The 23,431-nt window shown below is 40.5% G+C and carries 17 protein-coding genes; 11 read left to right on the plus strand and 6 right to left on the minus strand.

Going from position 1 to position 23,431, the window contains the following annotated elements; all coding sequences use genetic code 11:
* Positions 1-373: 373 nt before the first annotated feature.
* Positions 374-1,048, plus strand: coding sequence for a DUF1294 domain-containing protein (locus tag ACFE90_RS02835; RefSeq protein ID WP_375497549.1), 675 nt, complete (start codon positions 374-376; stop codon positions 1,046-1,048).
* A gap of 528 nt (positions 1,049-1,576) precedes the next feature.
* On the opposite strand, the gene ACFE90_RS02840 is transcribed toward ACFE90_RS02835, so the two are convergent.
* Positions 1,577-1,735 carry a hypothetical protein gene (locus ACFE90_RS02840; RefSeq protein ID WP_375497551.1) on the minus strand — a complete coding sequence of 53 codons (159 nt, stop codon included), beginning with the start codon at positions 1,733-1,735 and terminating at the stop codon, positions 1,577-1,579.
* A gap of 54 nt (positions 1,736-1,789) precedes the next feature.
* On the opposite strand from ACFE90_RS02840, the gene ACFE90_RS02845 reads away from it, so the two are divergent.
* Positions 1,790-3,556 (plus strand): N-6 DNA methylase, encoded by a 1,767-nt coding sequence (locus tag ACFE90_RS02845; protein WP_375497553.1) that lies wholly within the window; start codon positions 1,790-1,792, stop codon positions 3,554-3,556.
* Positions 3,553-4,275: a restriction endonuclease subunit S gene (locus ACFE90_RS02850; RefSeq protein ID WP_375497555.1), complete on the plus strand. Its 723-nt coding sequence runs from the start codon at positions 3,553-3,555 to the stop codon at positions 4,273-4,275. Before ACFE90_RS02845 ends, ACFE90_RS02850 begins: the two co-directional genes overlap by 4 nt.
* Positions 4,276-4,359: 84 nt before the next feature.
* Here the strand turns inward: ACFE90_RS02850 and ACFE90_RS02855 are convergent, their stop codons facing one another.
* Positions 4,360-5,523 carry a cysteine desulfurase family protein gene (locus ACFE90_RS02855; RefSeq protein ID WP_375497621.1) on the minus strand — a complete coding sequence of 388 codons (1,164 nt, stop codon included), beginning with the start codon at positions 5,521-5,523 and terminating at the stop codon, positions 4,360-4,362.
* A 213-nt stretch (positions 5,524-5,736) separates the two neighbouring features.
* Here ACFE90_RS02855 and ACFE90_RS02860 point away from each other — a divergent pair, with 213 nt between their 5' ends.
* Positions 5,737-7,368 (plus strand): DUF655 domain-containing protein, encoded by a 1,632-nt coding sequence (locus ACFE90_RS02860; protein WP_375497557.1) that lies wholly within the window; start codon positions 5,737-5,739, stop codon positions 7,366-7,368.
* A gap of 78 nt (positions 7,369-7,446) precedes the next feature.
* Here ACFE90_RS02860 and ACFE90_RS02865 read toward each other — a convergent pair whose 3' ends face one another.
* Positions 7,447-8,532 carry a glycosyltransferase family 4 protein gene (locus ACFE90_RS02865; RefSeq protein WP_375497559.1) on the minus strand — a complete coding sequence of 362 codons (1,086 nt, stop codon included), beginning with the start codon at positions 8,530-8,532 and terminating at the stop codon, positions 7,447-7,449.
* 588 nt (positions 8,533-9,120) lie between these two features.
* Between ACFE90_RS02865 and ACFE90_RS02870 the strand changes: the two genes are divergently transcribed.
* The 3 genes from ACFE90_RS02870 to ACFE90_RS02880 all read left to right on the plus strand — a co-directional run bounded on the left by ACFE90_RS02870 (position 9,121) and on the right by ACFE90_RS02880 (position 15,778).
* Positions 9,121-9,930: an ABC transporter permease gene (locus tag ACFE90_RS02870; RefSeq protein WP_375497561.1), complete on the plus strand. Its 810-nt coding sequence runs from the start codon at positions 9,121-9,123 to the stop codon at positions 9,928-9,930.
* A gap of 871 nt (positions 9,931-10,801) precedes the next feature.
* On the plus strand, positions 10,802-13,201 hold the full coding sequence (locus ACFE90_RS02875; RefSeq protein WP_375497563.1) for a beta strand repeat-containing protein: 2,400 nt from the start codon (positions 10,802-10,804) through the stop codon (positions 13,199-13,201).
* 738 nt (positions 13,202-13,939) lie between these two features.
* A complete protein-coding gene (locus ACFE90_RS02880) occupies positions 13,940-15,778 on the plus strand; it encodes an SUMF1/EgtB/PvdO family nonheme iron enzyme (protein ID WP_375497565.1) in 1,839 nt (612 codons plus the stop codon).
* Positions 15,779-15,869: 91 nt separating this feature from the next.
* Here ACFE90_RS02880 and dnaN read toward each other — a convergent pair whose 3' ends face one another.
* Complete coding sequence (dnaN, locus tag ACFE90_RS02885) at positions 15,870-17,033, minus strand: DNA polymerase III subunit beta (protein WP_375497567.1); 1,164 nt, start codon at positions 17,031-17,033, stop codon at positions 15,870-15,872.
* Positions 17,034-17,286: 253 nt separating this feature from the next.
* Here dnaN and ACFE90_RS02890 point away from each other — a divergent pair, with 253 nt between their 5' ends.
* Positions 17,287-18,927, plus strand: a complete 1,641-nt coding sequence (locus ACFE90_RS02890; protein ID WP_375497569.1) for a metallophosphoesterase — start codon at positions 17,287-17,289, stop codon at positions 18,925-18,927.
* A 50-nt stretch (positions 18,928-18,977) separates the two neighbouring features.
* Here the strand turns inward: ACFE90_RS02890 and ACFE90_RS02895 are convergent, their stop codons facing one another.
* Complete coding sequence (locus tag ACFE90_RS02895; protein ID WP_375497571.1) at positions 18,978-19,169, minus strand: hypothetical protein; 192 nt, start codon at positions 19,167-19,169, stop codon at positions 18,978-18,980.
* A gap of 126 nt (positions 19,170-19,295) precedes the next feature.
* Positions 19,296-20,228, minus strand: a complete 933-nt coding sequence (locus ACFE90_RS02900) for a serine hydrolase (protein WP_375497573.1) — start codon at positions 20,226-20,228, stop codon at positions 19,296-19,298.
* A gap of 9 nt (positions 20,229-20,237) precedes the next feature.
* Between ACFE90_RS02900 and ACFE90_RS02905 the strand changes: the two genes are divergently transcribed.
* From ACFE90_RS02905 to ACFE90_RS02915, 3 genes are all read left to right on the plus strand, one after another.
* Complete coding sequence (locus ACFE90_RS02905; RefSeq protein WP_375497575.1) at positions 20,238-20,942, plus strand: NlpC/P60 family protein; 705 nt, start codon at positions 20,238-20,240, stop codon at positions 20,940-20,942.
* A gap of 14 nt (positions 20,943-20,956) precedes the next feature.
* Entirely contained in the window at positions 20,957-21,970 is a 1,014-nt protein-coding gene (locus tag ACFE90_RS02910) for a glycosyltransferase family 2 protein (protein ID WP_375497577.1), read from the plus strand.
* 153 nt (positions 21,971-22,123) lie between these two features.
* Positions 22,124-23,398, plus strand: coding sequence for an MFS transporter (locus ACFE90_RS02915; protein WP_375497579.1), 1,275 nt, complete (start codon positions 22,124-22,126; stop codon positions 23,396-23,398).
* Positions 23,399-23,431 lie beyond the last annotated feature (33 nt).

The raw sequence follows: 23,431 nt of genomic DNA on the forward strand, positions 1-23,431 counted from the left end.
CCGCCAAAGCTATGCTTTGTCTCCCCTCCCGAAGAGCCTACGGTGTATACACAAGTACTTTCGTTCACAACACAAGTCTTTTTTGAGCTTTTGAGGCAATGAAACAGCTTTGCTTTTCTAGAAGGGTTAGGGGGATTAAAAGTCTGTGGAGCCACTGTAAAAGACTTGTGTGTACACGATAGCCCCGCTTGCGGGGAGGAGTTATTTATTGTTGACTTACGAGAGCGGCAATCTAGCTGAAATGCTTACTACGGTAGCGAATCTAACATTGACAGTAACTTGAAGGTTATCTATAGACAGGTTCAGGATTTATGTTGTCTGTTGGTATTGATATGGGAATCTTAATAATAAAGTATTAATATCAGCGTCTTTTATGAAACCTGTTTTGCGTAAAGGTCAACTAACAACATGGAAAGATGACAAGGGCTTTGGCTTCATCCGCTCCAGTGATGGTAATCAAGACGTTTTTCTTCATATTACTGCACTCAAACAAACAAATCATCGTCCACAAGTTGGTGATGTGATTTGCTATCAGCTAACGGTTGATAAAAACGGAAGAGTTCATGCTTGCAACGCTTTCATTGAGGGAATTGTATCCAAACCTATACTGAGAATCTCACTTTCTGCAATAGAGAAAGCAACATTCAAACCCACAGCGAAATCTTCTTTAATATTTGAAGTGTTGCTTTTATCATTATTACCGGCTTTGGGAGCAATACATTTTGCATTAACAACTTTCAATCCAATCCCTCTGATTCTCTATCCTGTAATGAGTTTTATTACCTTTGCACAGTATGCGGATGATAAATATCGTGCAAAGCAGGGGCGTTGGAGAATATCAGAAAAGAGATTACATTTATGTGAATTTATGGGTGGATGGTTGGGGGCATTCATCGCCCAACGAACATTACGCCACAAAAGTAGCAAGGTTTCATACCAAGTTGTATTTTGGGTAATAGTAGCTATTCACATTGTATTTTGGTTAGATTGGCTTTTCTTGGGTAGAAGACTAATAAGTTTATTTCTGGGCAGCGTTTTTAGAGGATAGCAGAGAACCCTTGCAAAATAAACTGCTCAGTTAAGATTCCCTGAGTGCTTGCCCATTTATTGAAGAAGTGCGATCGCATAGAAGACACACTCAAAATTTTAGCTGTTGGTAAAAGACTCGTTTAAAGTTTTCAGCGATACGCCGATCAGATAAAACCTAGATATTTTGATACGCGATATCCAAGCCAAATCCCTACAAGTCCACCAATGACGCTGAAAAAGATCGAGGTAAATGATAGCACACTTCCACCCCACAATGCAGGGATGTAACTACCAATCGTAGAGCCAACGAACATCCCAATTCCAATGATGAATTTATTCATTCAAAAAAAGCCTCAAAAGTAATCAAAATAAGTCATGCTTGAACTCCTTTATGACTCAAAATATTACCTTTTGGGAAAAGATTTATTTAACCCTTTTGGCAGCCGTGACAGCAACTTGAGCAATCAGAGCATCGAAAATACCGCTACCAGGAAAGTTTAAGGTTGCCATTTGCGCGATCACATGGCAGACACGCTCAAAATTTTACTTATTTGTAAAAAACTGTTGTGATGCTTTCAAAGGCAGTGACATAGAGTGCTGCGATCGCCTTAGCAGTTCTGCCAAGGAATGCGACGATGATGAAATAATCAATGAGTGTTGGATTTTGCGATCGCTCAAAACTCCGATATAGTAGGTATTTATGCATTATTTAGCTTTGCAGTAGGTTACACTCCTATGTCAACAGATAATCAAGTAGTCTATGCCACTAAATAAACAAGCCATTCTTCAAGATATATTCCGAAACGCACCACCGTTGAACTCGGAAGATGATTGCGCTGAAAACGTCGTTATTCCTTTCCTGCAAAGACTTGGTTATACCAGACACCAAATAGGGCGAAAAGTATCTATTACAGGAACTTCAGGTCATCGCTTTAGAAAGCAAGCTGATATTGTTGTTTACATTAATCAAAGACCTGCTCTCGTTGTTGAAACAAAACGAATTCAACATAGACTTAAAGAAGAGGACGTTAATCAGGCGCTTTCATATGCTCAACTTCTAGAACCACCTACCCCAATTGCTGTTCTGACTAATGGGCGTGATTGGGAGGTGTATTACCTCGACAAAGATGATATTGGTGGTTTGGAAGCTGTACCAGAACCACAGGAATTAGGAAGTCTAGTACTTACAATTTCTAGTACTTTAATCCAAACAGAAAAGCGTCAAGCTGCTGAACGGCTGCTAGTAACTATTGAAAATAAAGCTGATTTAGAGGTTGCTTTTAAGGAATGCCGGAAGGAGCTTGCTAAGGAAGGACTTATTGCTGAGTCTGCTTTTGATGAATTAACTAAAATTCTTACATGCAAGTTCAATGAGGAAAAAAGAGCCTCTGAAGGTCTTGCGACAAATCGCTTCACTTCTCAATGGCTGTTAGGTAGCAGTCCGCTTACCGCTTTGCAGCAAATGTTCTCTGATGCAAAACAAACATTTAATGTTTTTCCTACTGGTACTCAAATCCAAATTAGAAGCAATGAAACAGTTGATAAAATTGTTCGTGAGTTAGAGCCTTTTGGGCTTTATGGATTCAAAACTCCTCTGGGATTGGCTGGTGCTGGTGGTGATGTAGTTGGTTCTGTTTATGAGGCTTTTCTTACAGGAACACTTCGTGGCGACTTAGGGCAGTATTTAACCCCAAGACAATTGGTTGAATTTATGGTTGAAATTGCTGATATACAGATTGGCGAAAAAGTTCTTGACTTATCATGTGGTAGTGGTGGGTTTCTGATCAGAGCTTTTGTTCATGTCCGCAAAAAAATTCGCTCCCTTGATATTAGCAAAGAGGAGAAAGATCGGCTTGTTAGCAATCTTGTTACAAATCATTTGTGGGGAATTGAAATAAATCCACGTTTAGCTACGCTGTGCAGGATAAATATGATTTTGCATGGAGATGGATACGAGCATATTTATACAGGTGATTCAATTCGGGATGACTTCTTTGAAAATACGGATGGTCGCAGAACTGACTTGACAGCGATTGAGGACAATAATGCTACAAAATTTGATGTGATCCTTATTAACCCACCATTTAATATACCGTATGAAGATTTTACTTCTCTCAACAGATATGTCTTAGGCCGAGGTAAAGCTGCTCAAGGCTCTGATTATTTGATTCTAGAGCGAGCTATTAGCCTGTTGAAACCAGAAACTGGTCGATTACTTGTAATTCTGCCTCATGGTGTTGCAAGTGGCGTTTCAGAAACAGAAGTCCGAAAATTTATGAAGGCTAATACTTATATTCATGCTTGTATAAGTTTGCCTGTTGGGTCATTCAAACCATTTGGAGGTTCTAATGCTAGGACTTGTGTTTTGTACTTAATGAAAACAGCTAAAGATAATAAAAAGCGTTTTCTAGCTCAAGCGGAGCGTGTTGGATATGATATCACCTCAAAGTACTACAGAGAGATTGATTTGAATGACTTGCCTGTAATAGCTGAAGCCTATCATAACATCAAGCACAATTTGCAATGAGCATAGAATTAATCAAAACAGAACCTCTAATTTTAACAATCACTGAAGAAGCGGCAAATGATATTGATACCGTTGATGCTGGTGCTGCGTATACACAATATCTACATGAGCAAATAGGCGAATTTGAGCAATATCCGTTGGGTAATTTTGTAGATATAGTGTCAAGAAGTGTTAAAACTCAATCTAATAGATATATAGAGCAAATATTTGAATATATAGACTTAAGAGAAGTAGATGATATTTATGGACATATCTTAACCTTTAGAGCTAGAAAAGGGAGAGATATAAGAAGCACGAAACATCGCTTCCAAAAACACGACATTTTATTTGCAAAGATTATGCCTAGCTTGGCAAACAAAAAGATAGCATTGGTAACACAAGATTTGACAAATGCAGTTGCATCAACTGAGTTTATCGTTTTAAGGAAGAAACCGCAAGCTGAAATAAATCTCTATTACTTATTTCGAGCCTTACGTTCTGACCATTTTACCCGTCAAGCCACAGCAAATGTTACCGGAGCAACAGGGCGACAGCGAATCAGTCCATCAAAGCTATTAGAATTAAAAATTATTGTCCCCCCAGAGGAACTTCAAAATACAATTGGGGACGCTGTTGAGCAAGAGTTCACGCTACGAACTTTGGCAGCAGAACAGTCCAAAAAAGCTGACGATTTGGCTCATCTCGTGCTTGGGTCCCTTACTCTGAGAACTGATGGTTGAGGAAGCGCATAACAAATCATACATTTGCGGGTACAGACTACCAACACAACCAACGATTTTTGATTTGTCACATTTGATTTAACGCTAAACTAAAGATAAATCCGGTATCAGCCTCTGCAAAACTTGCTTCAACACCATTACCGTCCAATCTATATCAGCTTCAGTCGTATCACGCCCCAATGTGATGCGAATTCCCCCCAAAGCAGCTTTTTCGGAATAACCCATCGCTAACAATATCGGACTAGGGCTAAGTTTACCACTGTGACAGGCAGCACCAGCACTGATGCCGATGCCAGCAAGGTTTAACTGTCGTACCAAGGTTTTACCACTAAGTTTTTCCCCATCGGCGTATTCTAAGCACATACTGATATGGTGAGGTAAACGATCGCAGCCATCCCCTGTAGCAATTAAACCAGGAATTTCAGCTAATTGGGCAAAGGCGCGATCGCGTAACTCAATTAACCGTGGTGTTTCTGTAGCCAATTCTTTGGCTGCTAATTCTGCTGCTACACCAAACCCCGCAATTATCGGTACTGCTTGCGTACCAGAACGCAGTCCCATTTCTTGCCCACCACCACCCAGTAAGGGCATCAATTCCACACCAGGACGCAGATATAGCGCCCCTACACCTTGCGCCCCATATATTTTATGACTGGAAAGGCTAAGTAAGTCTACGGGTAGTTGTTGCACATCTATGGGTAAGCGTCCCGCAGCTTGCACCGCATCTGTATGGAACAAAGCACCATGCAATCTCACAATTTTACCCAGTTCTGCGATCGGTTGCACAGTTCCAACTTCACTTTGACCGTAAATGATAGAAACTAAAACTGTGTTATGTCGCAACGCCGCCTTTAAATCCAAGGGGTTGACTTTGCCTTTAACATCTACACATAAATGCGTAACTTCCCAACCCCATATTTCTAGCAACTTTACCGTTTCAGAAATTGCTGAATGCTCCACGCTAGAGATAATAATATGTTGAGGAACAGCATACAACCGAGCCACCCCCATAATCGCCAGATTATTTGCTTCGGTACCACCAGATGTAAAGATTATTGATGCTGGATCGACAGCGTTAATTAATCCAGCAACTTGGACTCTGGCTTGTTCCACAACCGTTGCAGCCCTTTGCCCCCACTCATGTAAGCTGGAAGGATTGCCCCACTGTTCGGTGAGGACTGTTTGCATAACTGCGATCGCTTCTTTTCGAGTCGGAGTAGTGGCGCTGTAATCTAGATAAATTTGCATATAACCGATAATGGTGAGAACACACGTTGGTAGTAGGCTGCTGATCTTGTCAGTATATATAGTTTGAGTGGACAAATCGTGAAAAAATCTCTGTAATGCTCTAACAGTGGATTTTTCCCTTTACTTGGAAAGTTATTTTTCTACTTAATTCAGAACACAAAATTTTGGGAATGATAAATATGTCCACTCCTAATCCACTTTTAACAGATTACAGTGCAACTTATCTCTAGACGAAGATATTGTTTATATATCTTTTTACTGATATTTCCTCTTGTTGCTTGTCAACGAGTCCAGTCTTCCAATCAACGTCCAGCACCTTTACCACAAGATCCATTAATTCAAGTTTACTTTAACCATTCTGAGTCTTCAGAATACAAAGAACCTTACCGTCAGCAAATTCGTCTTGGGGATGATTTAGAAAAACAGATTGTCAATGCTATTACACAAGCTAAGTCTACAGTAGATGTGGCGGTGCAAGAATTACGTTTACCCAAAGTTGCCCAAGCACTGGGTGATAGACAAAAAGCTGGGGTAAAAGTCAGGATAATTTTAGAAAATACCTATAGCCGACCTTGGAGTAGCTTAACATCTGCTGAAGTAGGTAAGTTAGATAAAAGGGAACAGGAACGTTATAACGAATTTCGCAAATTTATCGATATTAACCAAGATAATCAACTCAGTCCAGCAGAAATAAATCAAAGAGATGCTTTGATAGTTTTGCAAAATGCCAAAATTCCCTGGATAGATGATCAAGCGGATGGTTCAGCCGGTAGCAGTTTGATGCACCACAAATTTGTGATTGTAGATAATCGCATTGTAATTATTACTTCAGCCAATTTTACTTTAAGCGATACTTCTGGTGATTTCACAAATTCCAGCAGCTTAGGCAATGCCAATAACTTATTGCAGATTGAGAGCGCAGAACTAGCATATTTATTTACAGAAGAGTTTAATGTCATGTGGGGAGATGGCCCAGGAGGTAAACCAGATAGTCAATTTGGTTTGGAAAAACCGATGCGTTTACCTAGACAAATCACTTTAGGGAACACCCAAATTACTGTGCAGTTTTCGCCTACTTCCCCAACTCAACCCTGGAGTAACAGTAGTAATGGTTTAATTGGCAAAACTTTAGATTCAGCAACCAAATCTGTTGATATGGCGTTATTTGTGTTTTCTGATCAGCTTCTTGCCAATATCTTAGAAAAACGCCATCAACAAAGTGTGCAAATTCGCGCTTTAATTGAACCACAATTTGCCTATCGTCCTTATAGTGAAGCATTGGATATGATGGGGATTGCTCTCAGTAACAAATGTAAATATGAAGTTGATAACCATCCTTGGAAAAATCCAATTACAACCGTAGGTGTACCTGTGTTACCCAAAGGCGATTTATTACATCATAAATTTGGTGTTATTGATAATCAAACAGTAATTACAGGTTCTCATAATTGGTCAGATGCTGCCAATAATGGTAATGATGAGACGCTTGTAGTGATTCAAAGTCCCATAGTTGCTGCCCATTATGTGCGCGAATTTGCTCGTCTTTATGCCAAAGTTAAACCAGGCTTACCACCAGGAATTCAAGAAAAAATTAAAGTAGAACAAACACGGTGTCCTCAGATAAAAAGTTATTCATCAAGTGAACTACAAGCAATTAAAGAAATAAATATTAACACTGCAAATCTAGAAGAATTGACAACTCTCCCTGGTGTGGGTAAGAAGTTAGCACAACGGATAATTATTAGCCGTCAACAGCAAAAATTTACATCTTTACAAGACTTAGAAAGAGTTCCAGGAGTCAGTGCTAGAACTGTAGAAAAATGGAGCTATCGCTTGATTTGGTAGGAACGCACATCTGTGCGTTCCTACTATGGTTTGTATTCTATTTAGTTAAAAACATGTAATATTACACAAATGTGATATTTAAGTGCGATCGCTACCTAAACCAATCAAACTGCGGAAACGCCCATTCTGAGAAAATCGTTTTGCTATTATTTGTTGATAAACCGCCTCATAGCCATCAGTCATTTGCTCAACGCTGAAACAGTCTTGAACATACTGGCGACAGGCGTAGCGGTCTAATTCTATTACCCGATCAATGGCACTGATGCATTCTTGAGTATTATTGCAGAGGAAACCCGTCTTGCCGTGAGAAATTACCTCTTCAGTAGATCCCAATTTCATCGCAATCACTGGCGTACCTGAAGCCATTGACTCCACCATCACCAATCCAAAGGGTTCTCGCCAAGTGATGGGGAATAGAGTTGCGACTGCACCTCCCATAAGGGCATTTTTTTGAGCATGGTTAGCTTCACCCAAATACTCAATTTGCTTGCCGTCAATGTGCGGTTTGATTTCCTTCTCAAAGTATTCCGCATCAACGGCATCAATCTTACCTGCCATTTTCAAACGCCAACCAGCAAGTTTTGCAATTTCTATTGCTAAGTGTACTCCCTTCTCAGGAGACATCCGACCCAAAAATGCTAGGTAGGGCGGATCTTCGGGTTGGGCGTGAAAATTATAACTGCTGACATCAATTCCATTGTAGACGGTTGCTATACAGTTTAACCCTAACCTTGGTTCTCGTTGTGCATCAGAAATACTAACGTAGGGTTGTTTTTTACCAAAACTAAACATCTTTTCGCTGTCCGGGGTAAAAATCCCGTGCAACGTATGAATCGTAGGAGTTGTGACGAGATTCGCATAGGACAGCGCCCCACAGCCTATATGGGAGTGAATAATATCAAACTCTTCTGCGCGTTCATAAACCGAAGCTAGATTCAGCATTTCGTAAATGCTGTAATCTTTAATAGTGCGATCAAGTCTGAGGGCACGGGGATGAACTGACACTAGTTTTGCCAGACTGATAGAATCTCCCGATGCAAATAAAGTTACTTCGTGTCCGCGTCGAACTAATTCATCAGTAAGCAACCCCACTACTAACTCTATACCACCATAAGCTGGAGGTGGAACTCTCTCCCACAGTGGCGCTATTTGAGCTATTCGCATCACAAACCTCCTAACAAATAAAACTTGAATTAAAAGTTTTTTCTTTCTGTTGTTCTAGTGCTTGTAATTAATTCACTTTGCATCATAAAGTAATTTTAGATACCAAGTTTATTAACACTCTTTCAAAATCTTATGCTCTTATTTCTATATCCTTTGTCTATCTTTGTACGGAAATTACCCTCTCCTAAAGAGGTAAATACATTTTAATTTATCGATTTTTGGTTATTTAGTACAATAAATTATAAATAGCAATTTTCTAAAATAGCCAAAATCTAAATTAAATGGTGATAATGAACGAAAATAGTCTACTATCGCCTGTCAATTATCTAATTTTAAAACGTTATTTAAAGAATGATTTACATAGAGACTTTTTGGACGGCTTTCCGTACTCTAAAGGATAACCCGTAGCTACCCAAAGGAAACATTTTCGTAAAATAGGTACTTTGAAATTAGAAGAGTTGAAGTTTTATTGTGAATTTTATCTAAGCTTTTAACAGGAGGCAAAAGGGAGAGAAGCGAGTTAGCTTATTGACTTATTGCAATAAATATGATATTTTGTGTTGCTATCAATAAAAATCAAATATAAACGTGAATATCTCTCCACCTCTCAAAAAACCGCGTGTCTCATGGCAGGCGGTTTTCTCACTGCTGATGTTTGTGTTCATGTACCTGCCCATACTGGTACTTAGCTTTTATAGCTTCAATCAGTCACCTTACAGTGCAACTTGGCAAGGATTCACTCTCGACTGGTATGGCAAGTTATTCAGTGACGATCGCATTTTATCAGCTTTGCAAAACAGTTTAATAGTTGCTGGCTTTGCAGTGGGAATTTCAGCAGTACTGGGAACCTTGATGGCGGTTGGGTTGGCGCGTTACGAATTTCTTGGTAAGAAATTGTATCGTGGTGTTGCTTACCTACCATTAATTATTCCCGATATTGCGATCGCAGTGGCTACCCTAGTATGTCTAGCAGCCTTTGCAATCCCTTTGAGTTTGTGGACAATAGTTGCAGCACATATCGTGTTTTGTCTGGCTTACGTCGGACTTGTGGTTGCTTCACGACTGAGCAATTTAGATCCTCACTTAGAAGAAGCAGCACTAGATTTAGGCGCTACACCAACGCAAGCTTTTATTAAAGTATTATTACCTCAATTAATGCCTGGTATTATAGCTGGTTGTCTCTTGGCTTTTGTTCTCAGCTTAGATGACTTTCTGATTGCCAGTTTTACTGCTGGTAGCGGTTATAATACCCTACCAATGGAAATTTTTAGCCGCATTAGAACCGGAGTCAAGCCTGATATTAACGCGCTGAGTGTGATGTTGATTACAGTATCTGCGATCGCTGCTCTTGTAGCTGAATTAATTCGCATTTCTGGAGAGAATAAAAATTTCAAATAAGAGTCAAATCAATTTTAACGATTTCGCCTCTTTAATGGCATCGCAGTTTCTAAGGCTTGGAGTACCGTACCTGATTTGATCTCAATACACTTCAGTAATAACCCTCAGTCTATCTAGTTTTTGTCTTAACCGAACTGTAGTGAGAGTTAAGGGTCAAGAATTTAGTATTTATAACAATTGCTTAACATCCAGCAATATTTTAAATTAAGTGAGTTTACGGTGGCAAAGTATCAAGCTTTACAAATACAATAGAGTATGTAAAGTTCAGTACCAAATCAGTCTAGCAGCGTTGGTTTTTTATAAAAAACAGATGATGTTACTTTAAATCAAAGTTATCAGTAATAGGACTTTGAAATTACAAGTCTAATGTTTAATTTGTTTTCATCCACTTATTTTTGTAATTTGTGGATTAATTGTCTGTACTGAATAAACAGTCCATCAAATATTATGGAATTTTTGTTTTAATTTGTTACACAATAATAGAAAACAAATTCATCCATTTTTGGTTTGATTTGACCGTAATTTTTGCGTCATTTTTATTCCTACAACTACTACAGTTCGCTAAAAAAAAGCCACCTTAATGAAATGTCTCAACCCCCTAATTAATAGAATAGCAATTAATAATTCTGTTAGCGAGTTTATGAGTAATATTCATTAAAAGTTACGCGTCGCATAGCGTTTCGTAGATAAAGGTACTAGGAAAACATATCTTGTACCATTCTCAATATTAGTAGAGTAAGCATTGCTTACATCTCTAGAATCACGGGTTAAGCAAATATAAAGCAGTGTTTACCTACAAAAATATTTTAAAACAACTGGTGCAAGATGTTACACAACAACAACTCAAAAACTGAAAATCAGTTCATAAATTATGAAACCATTACGGAACTTTTTTGCTCATAATTTTCATCACTACCGTTTTTTACTAGTAGCAGCAATTTCTTTAGGAGGGTCATTTACAGTAGTAATGCCTTCTTTGGCAGATGGTACAACCTCTGGTACTACTATCGACAACACTGCAACTGCTGAATATAATTACGTGAATAATTTGGGTGTAAATGTTCTTAATAAAACTACTTCTAATACTGTAACAGTTTCTGTAGCAGAGACAGCAGGAATTACGGTGGCTTCTCAAGGTATGACAGATACAACAGGTGGTAGTGTTGTTTCTAACGATTTGCTATACTACGATTTTTTGATCACTAATGTGGGGAATGATCCTACCCGTTTCTTCATTCCGGGTAAAGCTACTATTACAGGGTCAGCAACAGCTGGCGCAATCACCGCAGATTTAGATGGTAACGGTACATTTGAAACTACTATTCCTAATACTGGTTTTACCACTAGTTCCATTCCTGTCAGTGGATTTGTCAAAGTACGTGTTCCTGTCACAGTTAATCTTTTAGCAACGCCGGGTTCTGTTATCACTGTATTATTAGGTGACACAGGCCCTAACGATAACAGTAATACTACTCAGAACCAACCTGATAGTCCTGATGGCTCAAACGCTACAGAAGTCCGTACCATTGATAATTTAGATGGAACAGCAGGAGAAACAGCAGGGATACCGTTGAATGGAGAACGAGAAGCTAGTGCTATACAAACAACTACTATCTCTGCAATTCCACAGGCTTTTGCTAAAGTCTTAAAAGTTCGTTCTGGGTATTCAGATTCCAGTACACCCAACAATCTGGGTGATGATAAGTTGACCTACGATTTGAGTCTAAAAATTGATTCCACAAGTCCCACAGGTAGTACAGGATTAACTCCCGCAAATTTGGTAGGTACGAACATCAACGTAGATGGGCTGATTGGTGCCAAAATTTTGGTATCTGATGCTATTCCCGTAAATACTCATTTAGCAAGCGTAGTTACTCCTCCTACAGGTTGGAGTGTTATTTACACTGTGACACCTACACTAGTGACAGCAAACAATGCCCTTTGGACTAGTATTGTCCCCGTTGATTTAACGTTGGTAACTCGTATTGGATTTGTTAAATCTGGTACTCTTACAGCAGGTACAACAGTGAATGGATTATCCTTCCAAGTAGTGACAAATGGAGTTCTAACTTCCACCGCTACAATTTCTAATATTGCTCAAAGCTTTGGTCAAACTCAAGGTGATGCACTCAATCAGCTAGTTTATGATGAGTCAGGCGACCAAAGCCCTAGCAACTTTAATGATGATGGTACTGTTGGTTCAAATGTTCCGAATACTGGGGTAGCAAATGTTGCTTCTCAAGGGGCAGATACTAGTAATAACAACACAGGTCAAGGGCCTGGAGGAGAAGTTAACACCTTTACAATGACAGCCCAAACCTCGATTTTGAATGGGCCGCACCTGTTCCCTAACGCTGTGGGAGCAACTGATAATAATAATGATTTTTCAAACCAATCAGCGATCGTTCCACTCTATCTGCCGCCAGGATCTACCATTAATCCTGCTGCTGTGAGCTTCTTCAATACTATACTAAACCCCGATCCAACTCTGTTGAGTAACGTCTTATTAGTACCAGTTACCCCAACCAATACGAGTGACCTACCATCAGGTACAACTGTAACCTTGACCTCTGGAGTCAGTGTTGCCACTTACACATACAATGGCACTGTGTTCACCTTGACTTCTGGCTTAGGAATTGCCCTACCAACCCTCAATAATTTGCCAGTTGATTACACCGTAACTGTAGATTTACCAGCAGGAACGCCTCTATCAACAGATACGGGTAAAGCTTTTCCTGTGACTATTCGAGCTTTTGTGGATAGTAATAGTGATGGAGCCTTTAACTCTGGAGAATCTTACAATAATACGGTTGATCAAGTTTACACAGGTTTCTTGAAACTTGTGAAAGAATCTCGGGTTTTACAAGGAAGTGGCTCTGCTGTTGCTGTGAATGATAGCACTTTTAGTACAACAGTGAAAAAGCCTGGCGTAGGCAATATTATTGAGTATCGTATTACTTACACCAATATTTCATCAGTTCCTATCGGCTCAAATAACGCTACTCTGAATGCAATTGGAATCATTATTACTGAAAATGGTAATTCCACTAATAATAACTGGGCAAAAGATAATGACAACAATGGAAAAGTAGATACCAGCCACGTGTTTAGTACTGCAATTGATACTGCCGGAATTGTAACTTATCTAAATTTGGGAGCAGCAGTAACGGATGCGATAGGCGTTGATATCACCACCTATCTAGACACAATTCCAGGGCCACTTCAACCTGGACAGTCTGGAACATTCACTTTCCAACGTAAGGTCAACTAAGTTATTTTATATCTATAGTTAGGAGTTATTATTTTATTCCTTGTCTTCTTTGCTCCTCCACAGTTAGCTGAAAGGGAAAAGGTTAATTTAGCGTAGCTGATTAGATGTATGAAACTTGGTGTAAAGACGTTGCATTGTAACATTTTTACAAAGGTTTTGAAATCACGCAAAATCAATTTAATACTTGAATTCAGCAACGCTAGTAATTTTAAACATTTACCCTTTTCTCAATTCACAGCAAAGGTCAACAGTGCTTATCCAAACCGCATTGAGAGTCAGATTGGCAATAAAATTTATGTAAAATAAAGGGTTTTATACCCCTGTATCTACAAATACCTATAGTTTCACTGAGGGTTTAAATCCCCTTATGTAACTCTCTTAAGTTTTTAATTCTTTAATTGGTTCTTTACGAACTTTTTTAGATAGTGAAAAACCGCTATCTTAAAATGTAGGGTGCATTACGGCAAGCCTAAGACACTGATATCAGTTTTCTTCAGGGTTTGAATGCTCTGATCTAACTGTTTTTAATTGTTAATCATATTTATATTCTCATATAAAAGATAGTTTTAAACACAATACCTTTGAGTTATTTGATATTCCCTAAGCCTCTTTAATAATGAGAAAATTAGAGCAATTTTAAGCACATGAATAAACTTCCGTGTTCGCTTCTCTACATAACTGTTTTCAATTAGATAATATTGGGGCTAACTTTGGAGAAGATGCTATTTCCCCCTCATTATGCAAATCTGCCAAAATCCCAATTGCTCAAATCCATTCAACTCTGATAGCAATAGATTTTGCGTGAGTTGCGGACAAAGCAACTTTGGCAAACTTCTAAGAAACCGTTACCGCGTATTAAGACTTTTAGGTGAAGGTGGATTTAGCAGAACATATTCTACAGAAGATGTAGATAGACTAAACGCGCCTTGCGTTATCAAACAATTTTTCCCACAGTTTCAGGGAACAGGACAACGTACCAAAGCAGCAGAATTTTTTAAAGAAGAAGCTTTTCGGTTGTATGAACTGGGAGAAAATCATACCCAAATTCCCAGATTATTAGCTTACTTTGAACAAGGTGCTAGTTTGTATCTCGTACAAGAATTTATTCAAGGAAAGACTCTCTTACAAGAAGTTCAGCAACAAACTTATGGTGAATCACAAATTTGGGAACTTTTAGCTGATTTATTGCCAGTACTGCAATTCATTCATACTCATAATGTCATTCATCGGGATATCAAACCAGAAAATATTATCCGCCGTGCAAGTGATCAAAAACCCGTATTAATTGACTTTGGCGGTGCTAAACAGGTAACACAAACCAGCATAGGAAGACAAGCGACAGTAATTTATACCCTTGGTTATGCCCCAACCGAACAAATGGCTGGATTTGCTTGTCACGGCAGTGATTTGTATGCTTTGGGTGTAACTTGTGTGCGTCTTTTAACTCGATATTTGCCCTTGCAGGATGCTTCTGGACAGATTAATGACCCTATTTATGATGCCATGAACGCTAAGTGGTTGTGGCGCGAACGGTTACAAGAAAAAGGTATTACTATCAACGACGACTTAGGCAAAATTTTAGATAAATTACTAAAACATTTACCAAGTGAAAGGTATCAAACAGCAGCAGAAGTTCTCAACGATTTAAAATTTGCAACATTAAACATTAAACCTGTTGCCCTAAAAATTGTTTCGATGCCTCAACCCATTTTATCGCTGCCACCACAAAAAGTAATAGTACCATTACCCCCCTTAGAAAACTTTGAATTTGATGTAGTGACAGTAGACACAGGTGGTAGAGAAGTAAACCGCGTGAGTTGTAATGCAAACTTCTTTGCCGAAGAATTGGGTAAATCTGTCACATTAGAAATGGTATCGATTCCTGGCGGTACTTATATGATGGGTTCACCAGAGTTTGAAGGAGATGCTGACGAACGTCCTCGACATAAAGTTACTGTTGAACCATTTTTTATGGGGAAATTTCCTGTAACTCAAGCACAGTGGAGAGTAGTAGCAGCTTTACCCAAAGTCAAACAAGCTTTAAATCCCCATCCATCAAAATTCAAAGGTTTAGATAGACCAGTGGAAAATGTATCTTGGTATGAGGCTGTAGAATTTTGTCTCAGACTATCAGAAAAAACTGGACGCGACTATCGTTTACCAAGTGAAGCTGAATGGGAATATGCTTGTCGGGCTGGAACTACAACATCTTTTCACTTTGGCGAAACCATTACCTCTGAGTTAGTCAGTTGCACTATCGAACCAAAAAGCAAATTCCGTAAAGAAACAACAAACGTCGGTAGTTTTGAAGTCGCCAACGCCTTTGGATTGTACGATATGCACGGGCTAGTTTGGGAATGGTGCGCTGATTCGTGGCACAACAATTACAACGACGCACCCTCAGATGGAACAGCTTGGGAAGTTGGTGGTGATATTAATCGCCGAGTGCTACGCGGTGGTTCTTGGAGTTTCAACGCAGAACTGTGTCGCAGCGCTAGCCGTAGCTGGAATGAGTCAGACGGTGGACTTAGGGTTTGTGGTTTTAGAGTAGTATTTTCCGTAGAGGAGATTATTTAGCAATTTCATTCAAAGGCTGGGAAGGGGAGACAAAGCATAGCTTTGCCGGGGTAGGCTTCTTGTACGACATTCAACTCAGAAGCCCTATAACTTAACTTCTAAGTTGCACCGGCATAGCTAAATACGTCATTTTCAAACCACCCAATGGGGTAAAAATCACTGGAGTTAGGCTTTGATTTAAATGCATTTGAATTTCCAAAGATGGTAACTCTTTCAAGCCTTCCATCAAATATTTAATGTTAAAAGCAATCTCAATATTTTCCCCAGAAATTTGTGCTGGCATTGACTCTCTACCACTGCCTACATCTTGAGCTTCACAAGATAAGGTAATTTCTTGGGCTTCGCTGTCAATACTGAGCTTAACAATATTATTTTTCTGATCGGCTAGTACAGCAATTCGCTCCAAAGTACTGACGAATTGTCGGCGTTCAATTGTTACTTGTCGCTCAAATTGGCGCGGAATTAGTTGTCGATAAGCAGGATATTGCCCTTCTAATGTGCGACTAGTCAAGCGTTGATTTTGCCATGCAAACACTACTTGACCTTGATCAAAATATAAAGCTACAGGTTCATCTGATGAGGCACTATGAGCTAGCATTCGTTGTAGTTCACGTAATGCTCTAGCTGGTACTGTCACTTCTAATTGACTAGTTCCACCTAAAGGACGCTCGTTGCTAGTTTCTACAACTGCTAGGCGATGTCCGTCGGTAGCTGCAAATTCTAGAGTATCTTGTTTAACTGTTAAATGCACCCCCGTGAGTACTTGCTTGGTTTCATCACCACTAGTAGCAAATAATGAGCCGCGTAATCCTTCAATTAATGCGGTGGTAGTGAGATGGATTACTTCTGTATTTTCAATTACAGGTAATTCCGGAAATTCTTCAGGCCCCATTGCTCGGACTTGGTAATGTCCACTCTTAGGTGTGAGTGTGACAATTAACCCTTCTCCACCGGATGTAACACCTGTGAGGGCCGATTCATCGTCTAGAGTGATTTCGCCTTCTGGAAGACGAGAGGTAATGTCTACAAGTAACTTAGCAGGAAGTGCGATCGCACCACTTTGCCATACCTCTGCGTTAAAGCTGGTGCGGATTCCCAAGCTAAGATCAAATGCTGTTAAGCTTACCTGGTTAGTTTGAGCATCCGCTTGTAACAGCACATTGGCAAGAACTGGATGAGTTGGTCGTGAAGGTACTGCACGACTGACGAGTGAGAGATTTGTACTGAGATCGCTTTGGGAGCAAACTAATTTCATAAGTCAGATTCAGCTGGTGAAAGATATCCTAACACCCTTATTGTTCATGGGCGAGTAGCAGCAGCGCTAGAGGTAAGCTTGTAGTGGAAAGGGAGTAATAATAAAATTGCGTTCAGTCGGTGAATTCGCTAAAAAATTTAGTATGTTACTCATGCTCAGACGTTTACGCAGCCGTAAAATTTTCTTGGTGGCTATGCTTGTGCTTGTTATATGCTTTACTCTGTTTAGTGTGCGTTCATTTGGGCAAAGAATTATGACATCAGCACCCCAATTGCTCACCGACCCATTTTTACAACTGCCAACTCAAACCTCAGTGCGAGTAGTTTGGTTTACTGAGTTTGCTGGTGTTAATCATACAGTAACCTATAGCGAAAATCTTAAACAAACTGCTAAGGCAAATACTACCAAACTCACTCGCACTCGTGAAGACCAACACTCAAGAGTTGCAAACCAAATCAAAGACGGACAAGTTTATCAAAAACCCGTCCAACGCAACATTTGGCGGCATGAGGCTGAGGTGATTGGGTTAACTCCTGGTTTGCGGGTAAACTATCGTATTACAAGTGTGCGAGAAGACGGCGAAACTGTTAGCAGTGATGTTTTTAGCCTCGCAGCTACTCCAAAACCGGATACACCACTAAAAATTTTACTCACATCAGATCATCAATTAAAGCCGATGACGGCGGCAAATCTGCAAAAGGTGGTAGACACGGTTGGACGGGTTGATGGGGTGTGGTTTGCGGGTGATTTGGTCAATGTTAGCGATCGCGCTTCAGAATGGTTTGATGATAATAGTGGTGGTGCGTTATTTCCCGGTCTACAAGGTCGTGCTAAATATGAAATGACGCACGACGGTGTTAAAACAACCTACACTGGTGGACAAATAATTCAACACGCACCCATGTTTACTTGCATTGGCAATCATGAGGTAATGGGACGCTTTGCCAGAACGGGAAGTTTAAATGATGAATTTGATGATACAATTCCCCGTGCAATTGCTCAAAAAATCTACCAAGACAAATCTTTAATAGATAATTCTTTTAATACTAATACTTATGAAGAGATTTTCTCTTTACCAAAAAGTAAAGAGGGTGGAAAAAGATATTATGCAGTCAGCTTTGGCGATGTGCGTTTGGTAGTACTCTACGCTACGAATATGTGGCGAACTCCTAGCTTAGGTGGAAAGCATAAGGGTAGATATCGAGAAGCCGAAAAGGATTTAAATAATCCTGAAGATTGGGGCTATGGACAGGTAATTTATGAGCCAATTGCTAAAGGCAGCCAGCAGTATAATTGGCTAGAGGCAGAACTCAACAGCCCTGAGTTTCAACAAGCAAAATACAAAGTTGTGATGTTTCATCATCCACCCCACACTCTGGGCGATAATATAGTTCCTCCTTATACAGAACCATTTCAAATAATTGAACGGGATGATAATAATATTAAAGCAGTGCGTTATGAGTACCCAAAAGACGCAGATTATATTATCCGCGATGTTATCCCAATACTTGAAGCAGCTAATGTGCAATTGGTATTCTATGGGCATTGCCATTTGTGGAACCGCTTTGTTAGTCAGAGTGGAATGCATTTTCTAGAAACATCTAATGTAGGTAATACTTATGGCGCTGCTTGGGGTAATAGAAAGCGAGAAGTGCCAATTGGATATCAAGAGGATTATGTTAAGCTTGGCGATCCCAATGGGTTAGAACCGATAGTGCCAACAATTTCCCCTTTATTGGGTGAAGATGGAAAGCCAATGCCTTATATTTCGAGTAATGATATTACGGTTTTTAGTATCTTTGATACGGAGGCAGGTACGATAAGTAGTTATCGTTTTGATACTCGTAAGCCTGATTCGGAAGTATTGAAGTTTGATGAATTTAAGTTGAAATAGCCAAGGCAAATGTAATTCGCAGCTACACAAACTTAGTCCACAGAGGCGGACTAAGTACAGCATTTCATTAATTCGTAGCGAATTAAATTTGGCAATGCCAATGCATCGGCTGACAATGCCAATGCATCGGCTGACAATGCTAATGCATCGGCTGACAATGCCAATGCATCGACTGACAATGCCAATGCATCGACTGACAATGCCAATGCATCGGCTGACAATGCCAATGCGTCCCCTTGCATTAAAAACGCTACGATTTTACGCAAAGCTGTACTAAAAAAATTGAGGGTTTGAACCCACAGAGGTCGGTTTTGCCTGTGTAGACGAGGTTTCTAACCGCCGATTTCACTTAAGTTCACAGGAGTGGATTATAGACTAGCGATCGCATCGGCAACTAGCTTAGAAACAAAAGGCAAAATTGCCTGACTCTTAGCCTGTGCTTTGCCTTCAGTAAATACCACTAAGAGGTAAGGGCGCTGTTCTGGTATTTCAATATACGCGGCATCATGGCGAACTTGACTTGTCCAACCTGCTTTTGACCAAATTTGAGCATTTTCAGTCAGTCCACCACCTAAGAAACCTGTTACCTGATTTTCTTCGGTGTCAGTGGGTAAATCGTTGAGAGGACGTTTGAGTAAAGCCATCATTGCTTGCGATCGCGCACTTGAAACCGCTACTCCACCTACAATACTATGCAGTAACCGAGCGATCGCATTTGTTGTTAACATATTGCGATTTTCCAGTAACTCTCCCGCAAACGCTCGTTCTCGTCCATAAGGGCCATCACCCCAAGTTTTTTGACAGACGTTAATCGTCTCCATTTCTTCCCAACCCAAAGATTGGTAATAGCGGTTAACGATATTACGCTGATATTTCCAGGTTTCAAAGGGCCCGATTGGCAATTCTGGCCCTGATGTGGTACCACTCAGAATATCCACAACCAAGCTGGTAGCATCATTACTAGAATCTACAATCATATCCCGCAAGGCGCGTTCCAACTCTTTGGAAGTGTTAGTCATCCCTTTTTCTAGCCATTCGTTTACCGCCACCAGGTAAAATAGCTTGACTACACTGGCGGGATAAATCCGCTCAACACCACGATAAGTGAAACCACGAACTGGGTGATCCCAAAAAGCGTTGGGAGTCAGCGCCCCACCAGTATTTACTAGCACTGGTGGATCGTAAACAACCCAAGTCAGGGCGATTTGATTACGGGCTAAGGTCGGAAATTCTGCCCAAGTTGCATCTAAAATGCCATTACCAAGATTTTCGAGTTGTTCGTCTTTATTAAAAAAAATCATTCTCTAGTAATGTCCTTTAATCTAAAATCCAAAATCCAAAATCCAAAATCAGGGGAGTATCAGTGTTTAGTTGACCTGAATTTATATGATTCTCCTGAATGTACGCGTTTAGCAACTCAAGCTGCATCTGGGAGACATTTGTGGGTAACATCAAATCATCAAAATTTAACGGTTGAGGTGTATTTGTCTGAAGATGATTATCCCGGATGGGTATCCCTTTCAGATTTTGATTCATTACAATCTGCTACTGTACATTATCAAGCTGCAACATTTTCTGAATCTGAAATTAAAAAACTCTTAGCAGAGGTCATCGCCTTTACCCAAAAAGCGATGCAGCAATCCAATTATTACCTTTGGGGTGGTACGGTTGGGCCAAATTATGACTGTTCTGGGTTGATGCAGGCGGCGTTTGCTTCGGTGGGTATTTGGCTACCTAGAGATGCCTATCAACAGGAAGGATTCACTCAACCAATTACTATTGCAGAATTAACCGCCGGGGATCTGGTATTTTTTGGAACTAGCCAAAAAGCAACCCATGTCGGGCTTTATTTGGCGGATGGTTATTATATCCATAGTTCTGGCAAAGAGCAGGGACGGGATGGGATCGGAATTGATATTCTCTCGGAACAGGGAGATGCGGTTAGTCAGTCGTACTATCAGCAGCTGCGAGGTGCTGGTAGAGTTATCAAGAGTTACGAACCACAGAGACGCTGAGGGCGCTGAGGCTTATGAGGAGTGGGTTGGTTGATCAAGGGTTGAGTAAGGAAAATGGGGCGATTTCAGCTATTGTCCCAGATGTTTCGGTGGTGCTGCCGATACATGACGAGGTGGAAAGTTTGCCGCTTTTACTAGAAGCGATCGCATCTACTTTATCTTCTAGTCAGATAAATTATGAAATCATCTGTGTAGATGATGGTTCTACAGATGGTTCTGGGGATTTTCTCAAAAAGGAAGCGCAAATCCGCACTAATTTAAAGGCGGTGATTTTGCGTCGCAACTACGGACAAACTGCGGCGATGGCTGCTGGATTTTACTATGCAGTCGGTAAAGCGATCGTCACTTTAGATGCTGATCTCCAGAATGACCCAGCTGATATCCCCATGTTATTAGCAAAGCTGGATGAGGGTTACGATTTGGTGAGTGGTTGGCGGCAAAAACGCCAAGATGGTGCTGTAAATCGGTTACTTCCTTCCAAAATTGCCAATTGGCTAATTCGGCGTACTACTAGCGTGAATATTCATGACTATGGCTGTTCGCTGAAAGCATATCGTGCAGAACTGCTAGCAGATATGAACCTCTACGGAGAATTACACCGATTTTTACCCGCTTTGGCATACATCGAAGGAGCTAGAATTACTGAAGTACCAGTGCGTCATCACGCCCGTCGCTTTGGTCGTAGTAAATATGGGATTTGGCGGACATTCCGGGTGTTGATGGATTTGTTAACCATTCTGTTTATGAAAAGATTCCTCACCCGCCCGATGCACGTTTTTGGGCTGTTGGGCTTGATTTCAATGGTTTCGGGAACTGCGATCGGAATTTACTTGACTTTCGTCAAATTAGCTTTAGGTGAGATGATTGGCAATCGCCCTTTGCTGATTTTGGCAGTTCTCCTCCTAGTAACTGGAGTACAGTTATTTTGCTTCGGTCTTTTAGCAGAATTACTCATGCGTACATACCATGAATCCCAAGGGCGGCCTATCTATCGCGTGCGAGAAGTAGTAGCAAAAAATGTTAAGTAAGGTAACAATAGTAGTCATTAGTCATTAGTCATTAGTCATTGGTCATTAGTCATTGGTCATTAGTAAATAATTAAGAGTAAATATTGGTTGACTCTAGACAAAGGACAAAGGACAAATGACAAATGACAAAAACCTCGTTAAATTGCATCTACCTTGAAAGCATTTAATACCTTTGACGCCGAACTACGACGCAACCTGCTGATTTTGTTTACAGCAGGTTTATTATTCTGGTCGAGCATATCTTCGCTCTTACCAACCTTACCGCTTTACATCGATGATGTGGGCGCAAGCAAGCAAGAAATTGGGATTGTGATGGGCAGTTTCGCCATTGGCTTATTGTTATCTCGCCCAATGCTGGGACGATTAGCCGATGAACGCGGTCGAAAAATTGTCTTGTTGATTGGTACGATAGTAGCTGCGATCGCACCCTTTGGTTACTTGGCAACCCAATCTCTTGGGTTATTAATCCTGGTGCGGATTTTTCACGGTCTTAGTGTTGCCGCTTTTACCACTGGTTACAGTGCCTTAGTCGCAGATTTAGCTCCCACTGAAACTCGTGGCGAAATCATTGGTTACATGACCTTAGCAACTCCCCTTGGTTTAGCAATTGGCCCTGCCTTGGGTGGGTATTTGGAAGCTACAAGTAGTTACGGGATATTATTTCTCTTCTGTGCCGAATTGGGTTTTGTCGCTCTCTTGGAGATTGTACAAGTCACAAATCCGCCAGTGCAGACACAACAGCAAACTGAAGAAAACGATGTCTACGACGGGCTACGCCTACGCAACTTTTGGCAAATTTTGAGCAGTCCCAGGGTAAAAGTTCCAACGATAGTTATGTTGTTGGTTGGTTTGTCCCTCGGAGCTGTGCATACTTTTGTGTCGTTATTCCTCAAATCGACTGATGTAGACTTCAATGGCGGACTGTTTTTTACAGCTTCGGCAATTTCTAGTTTTAGTATTAGAATCTTTGCTGGTAAGGCAAGCGATCGCTTTGGTCGTGGTTTATTTATCACATTTGGTATTTTTTGCTACATTTTAGCGTTAATACTGCTGTGGCAGGCTCACAACGCGATGTTTTTCTTACTGGCTGCGATCGCTGAAGGTGCTGGTGGTGGTACACTCATCTCCATGATGATCACGATGATGGCAGACCGCTCACTGCCACAAGAACGGGGGCAAATTTTTGCTATATCCATAGCTGGACTTGACATGGGAATTGCGATCGCTGCTCCTCTTCTCGGTATCATCGCCGAACAGGTAGGCTACCGCGATATGTTTGGCTACGGTGCTGCGATCACTTCTGTTGCACTTGTCCTTTTCCTCACCCAATCGAGCAAAAACCTATCCAACTCCCTGCGCTTTGCACTAGGTCTAGCTCCAGATGCCTACGCCTTGAACAACCTAAAAGTTAGGAGCGAGGAACTTTAATTCCTCACTCCTAATTTTCAACTCTTCACTTTC

Origin of the sequence: uncultured Nostoc sp. (genome assembly GCF_964245445.1) — a bacterium.
In the GTDB taxonomy this organism is placed as follows: domain Bacteria; phylum Cyanobacteriota; class Cyanobacteriia; order Cyanobacteriales; family Nostocaceae; genus Nostoc.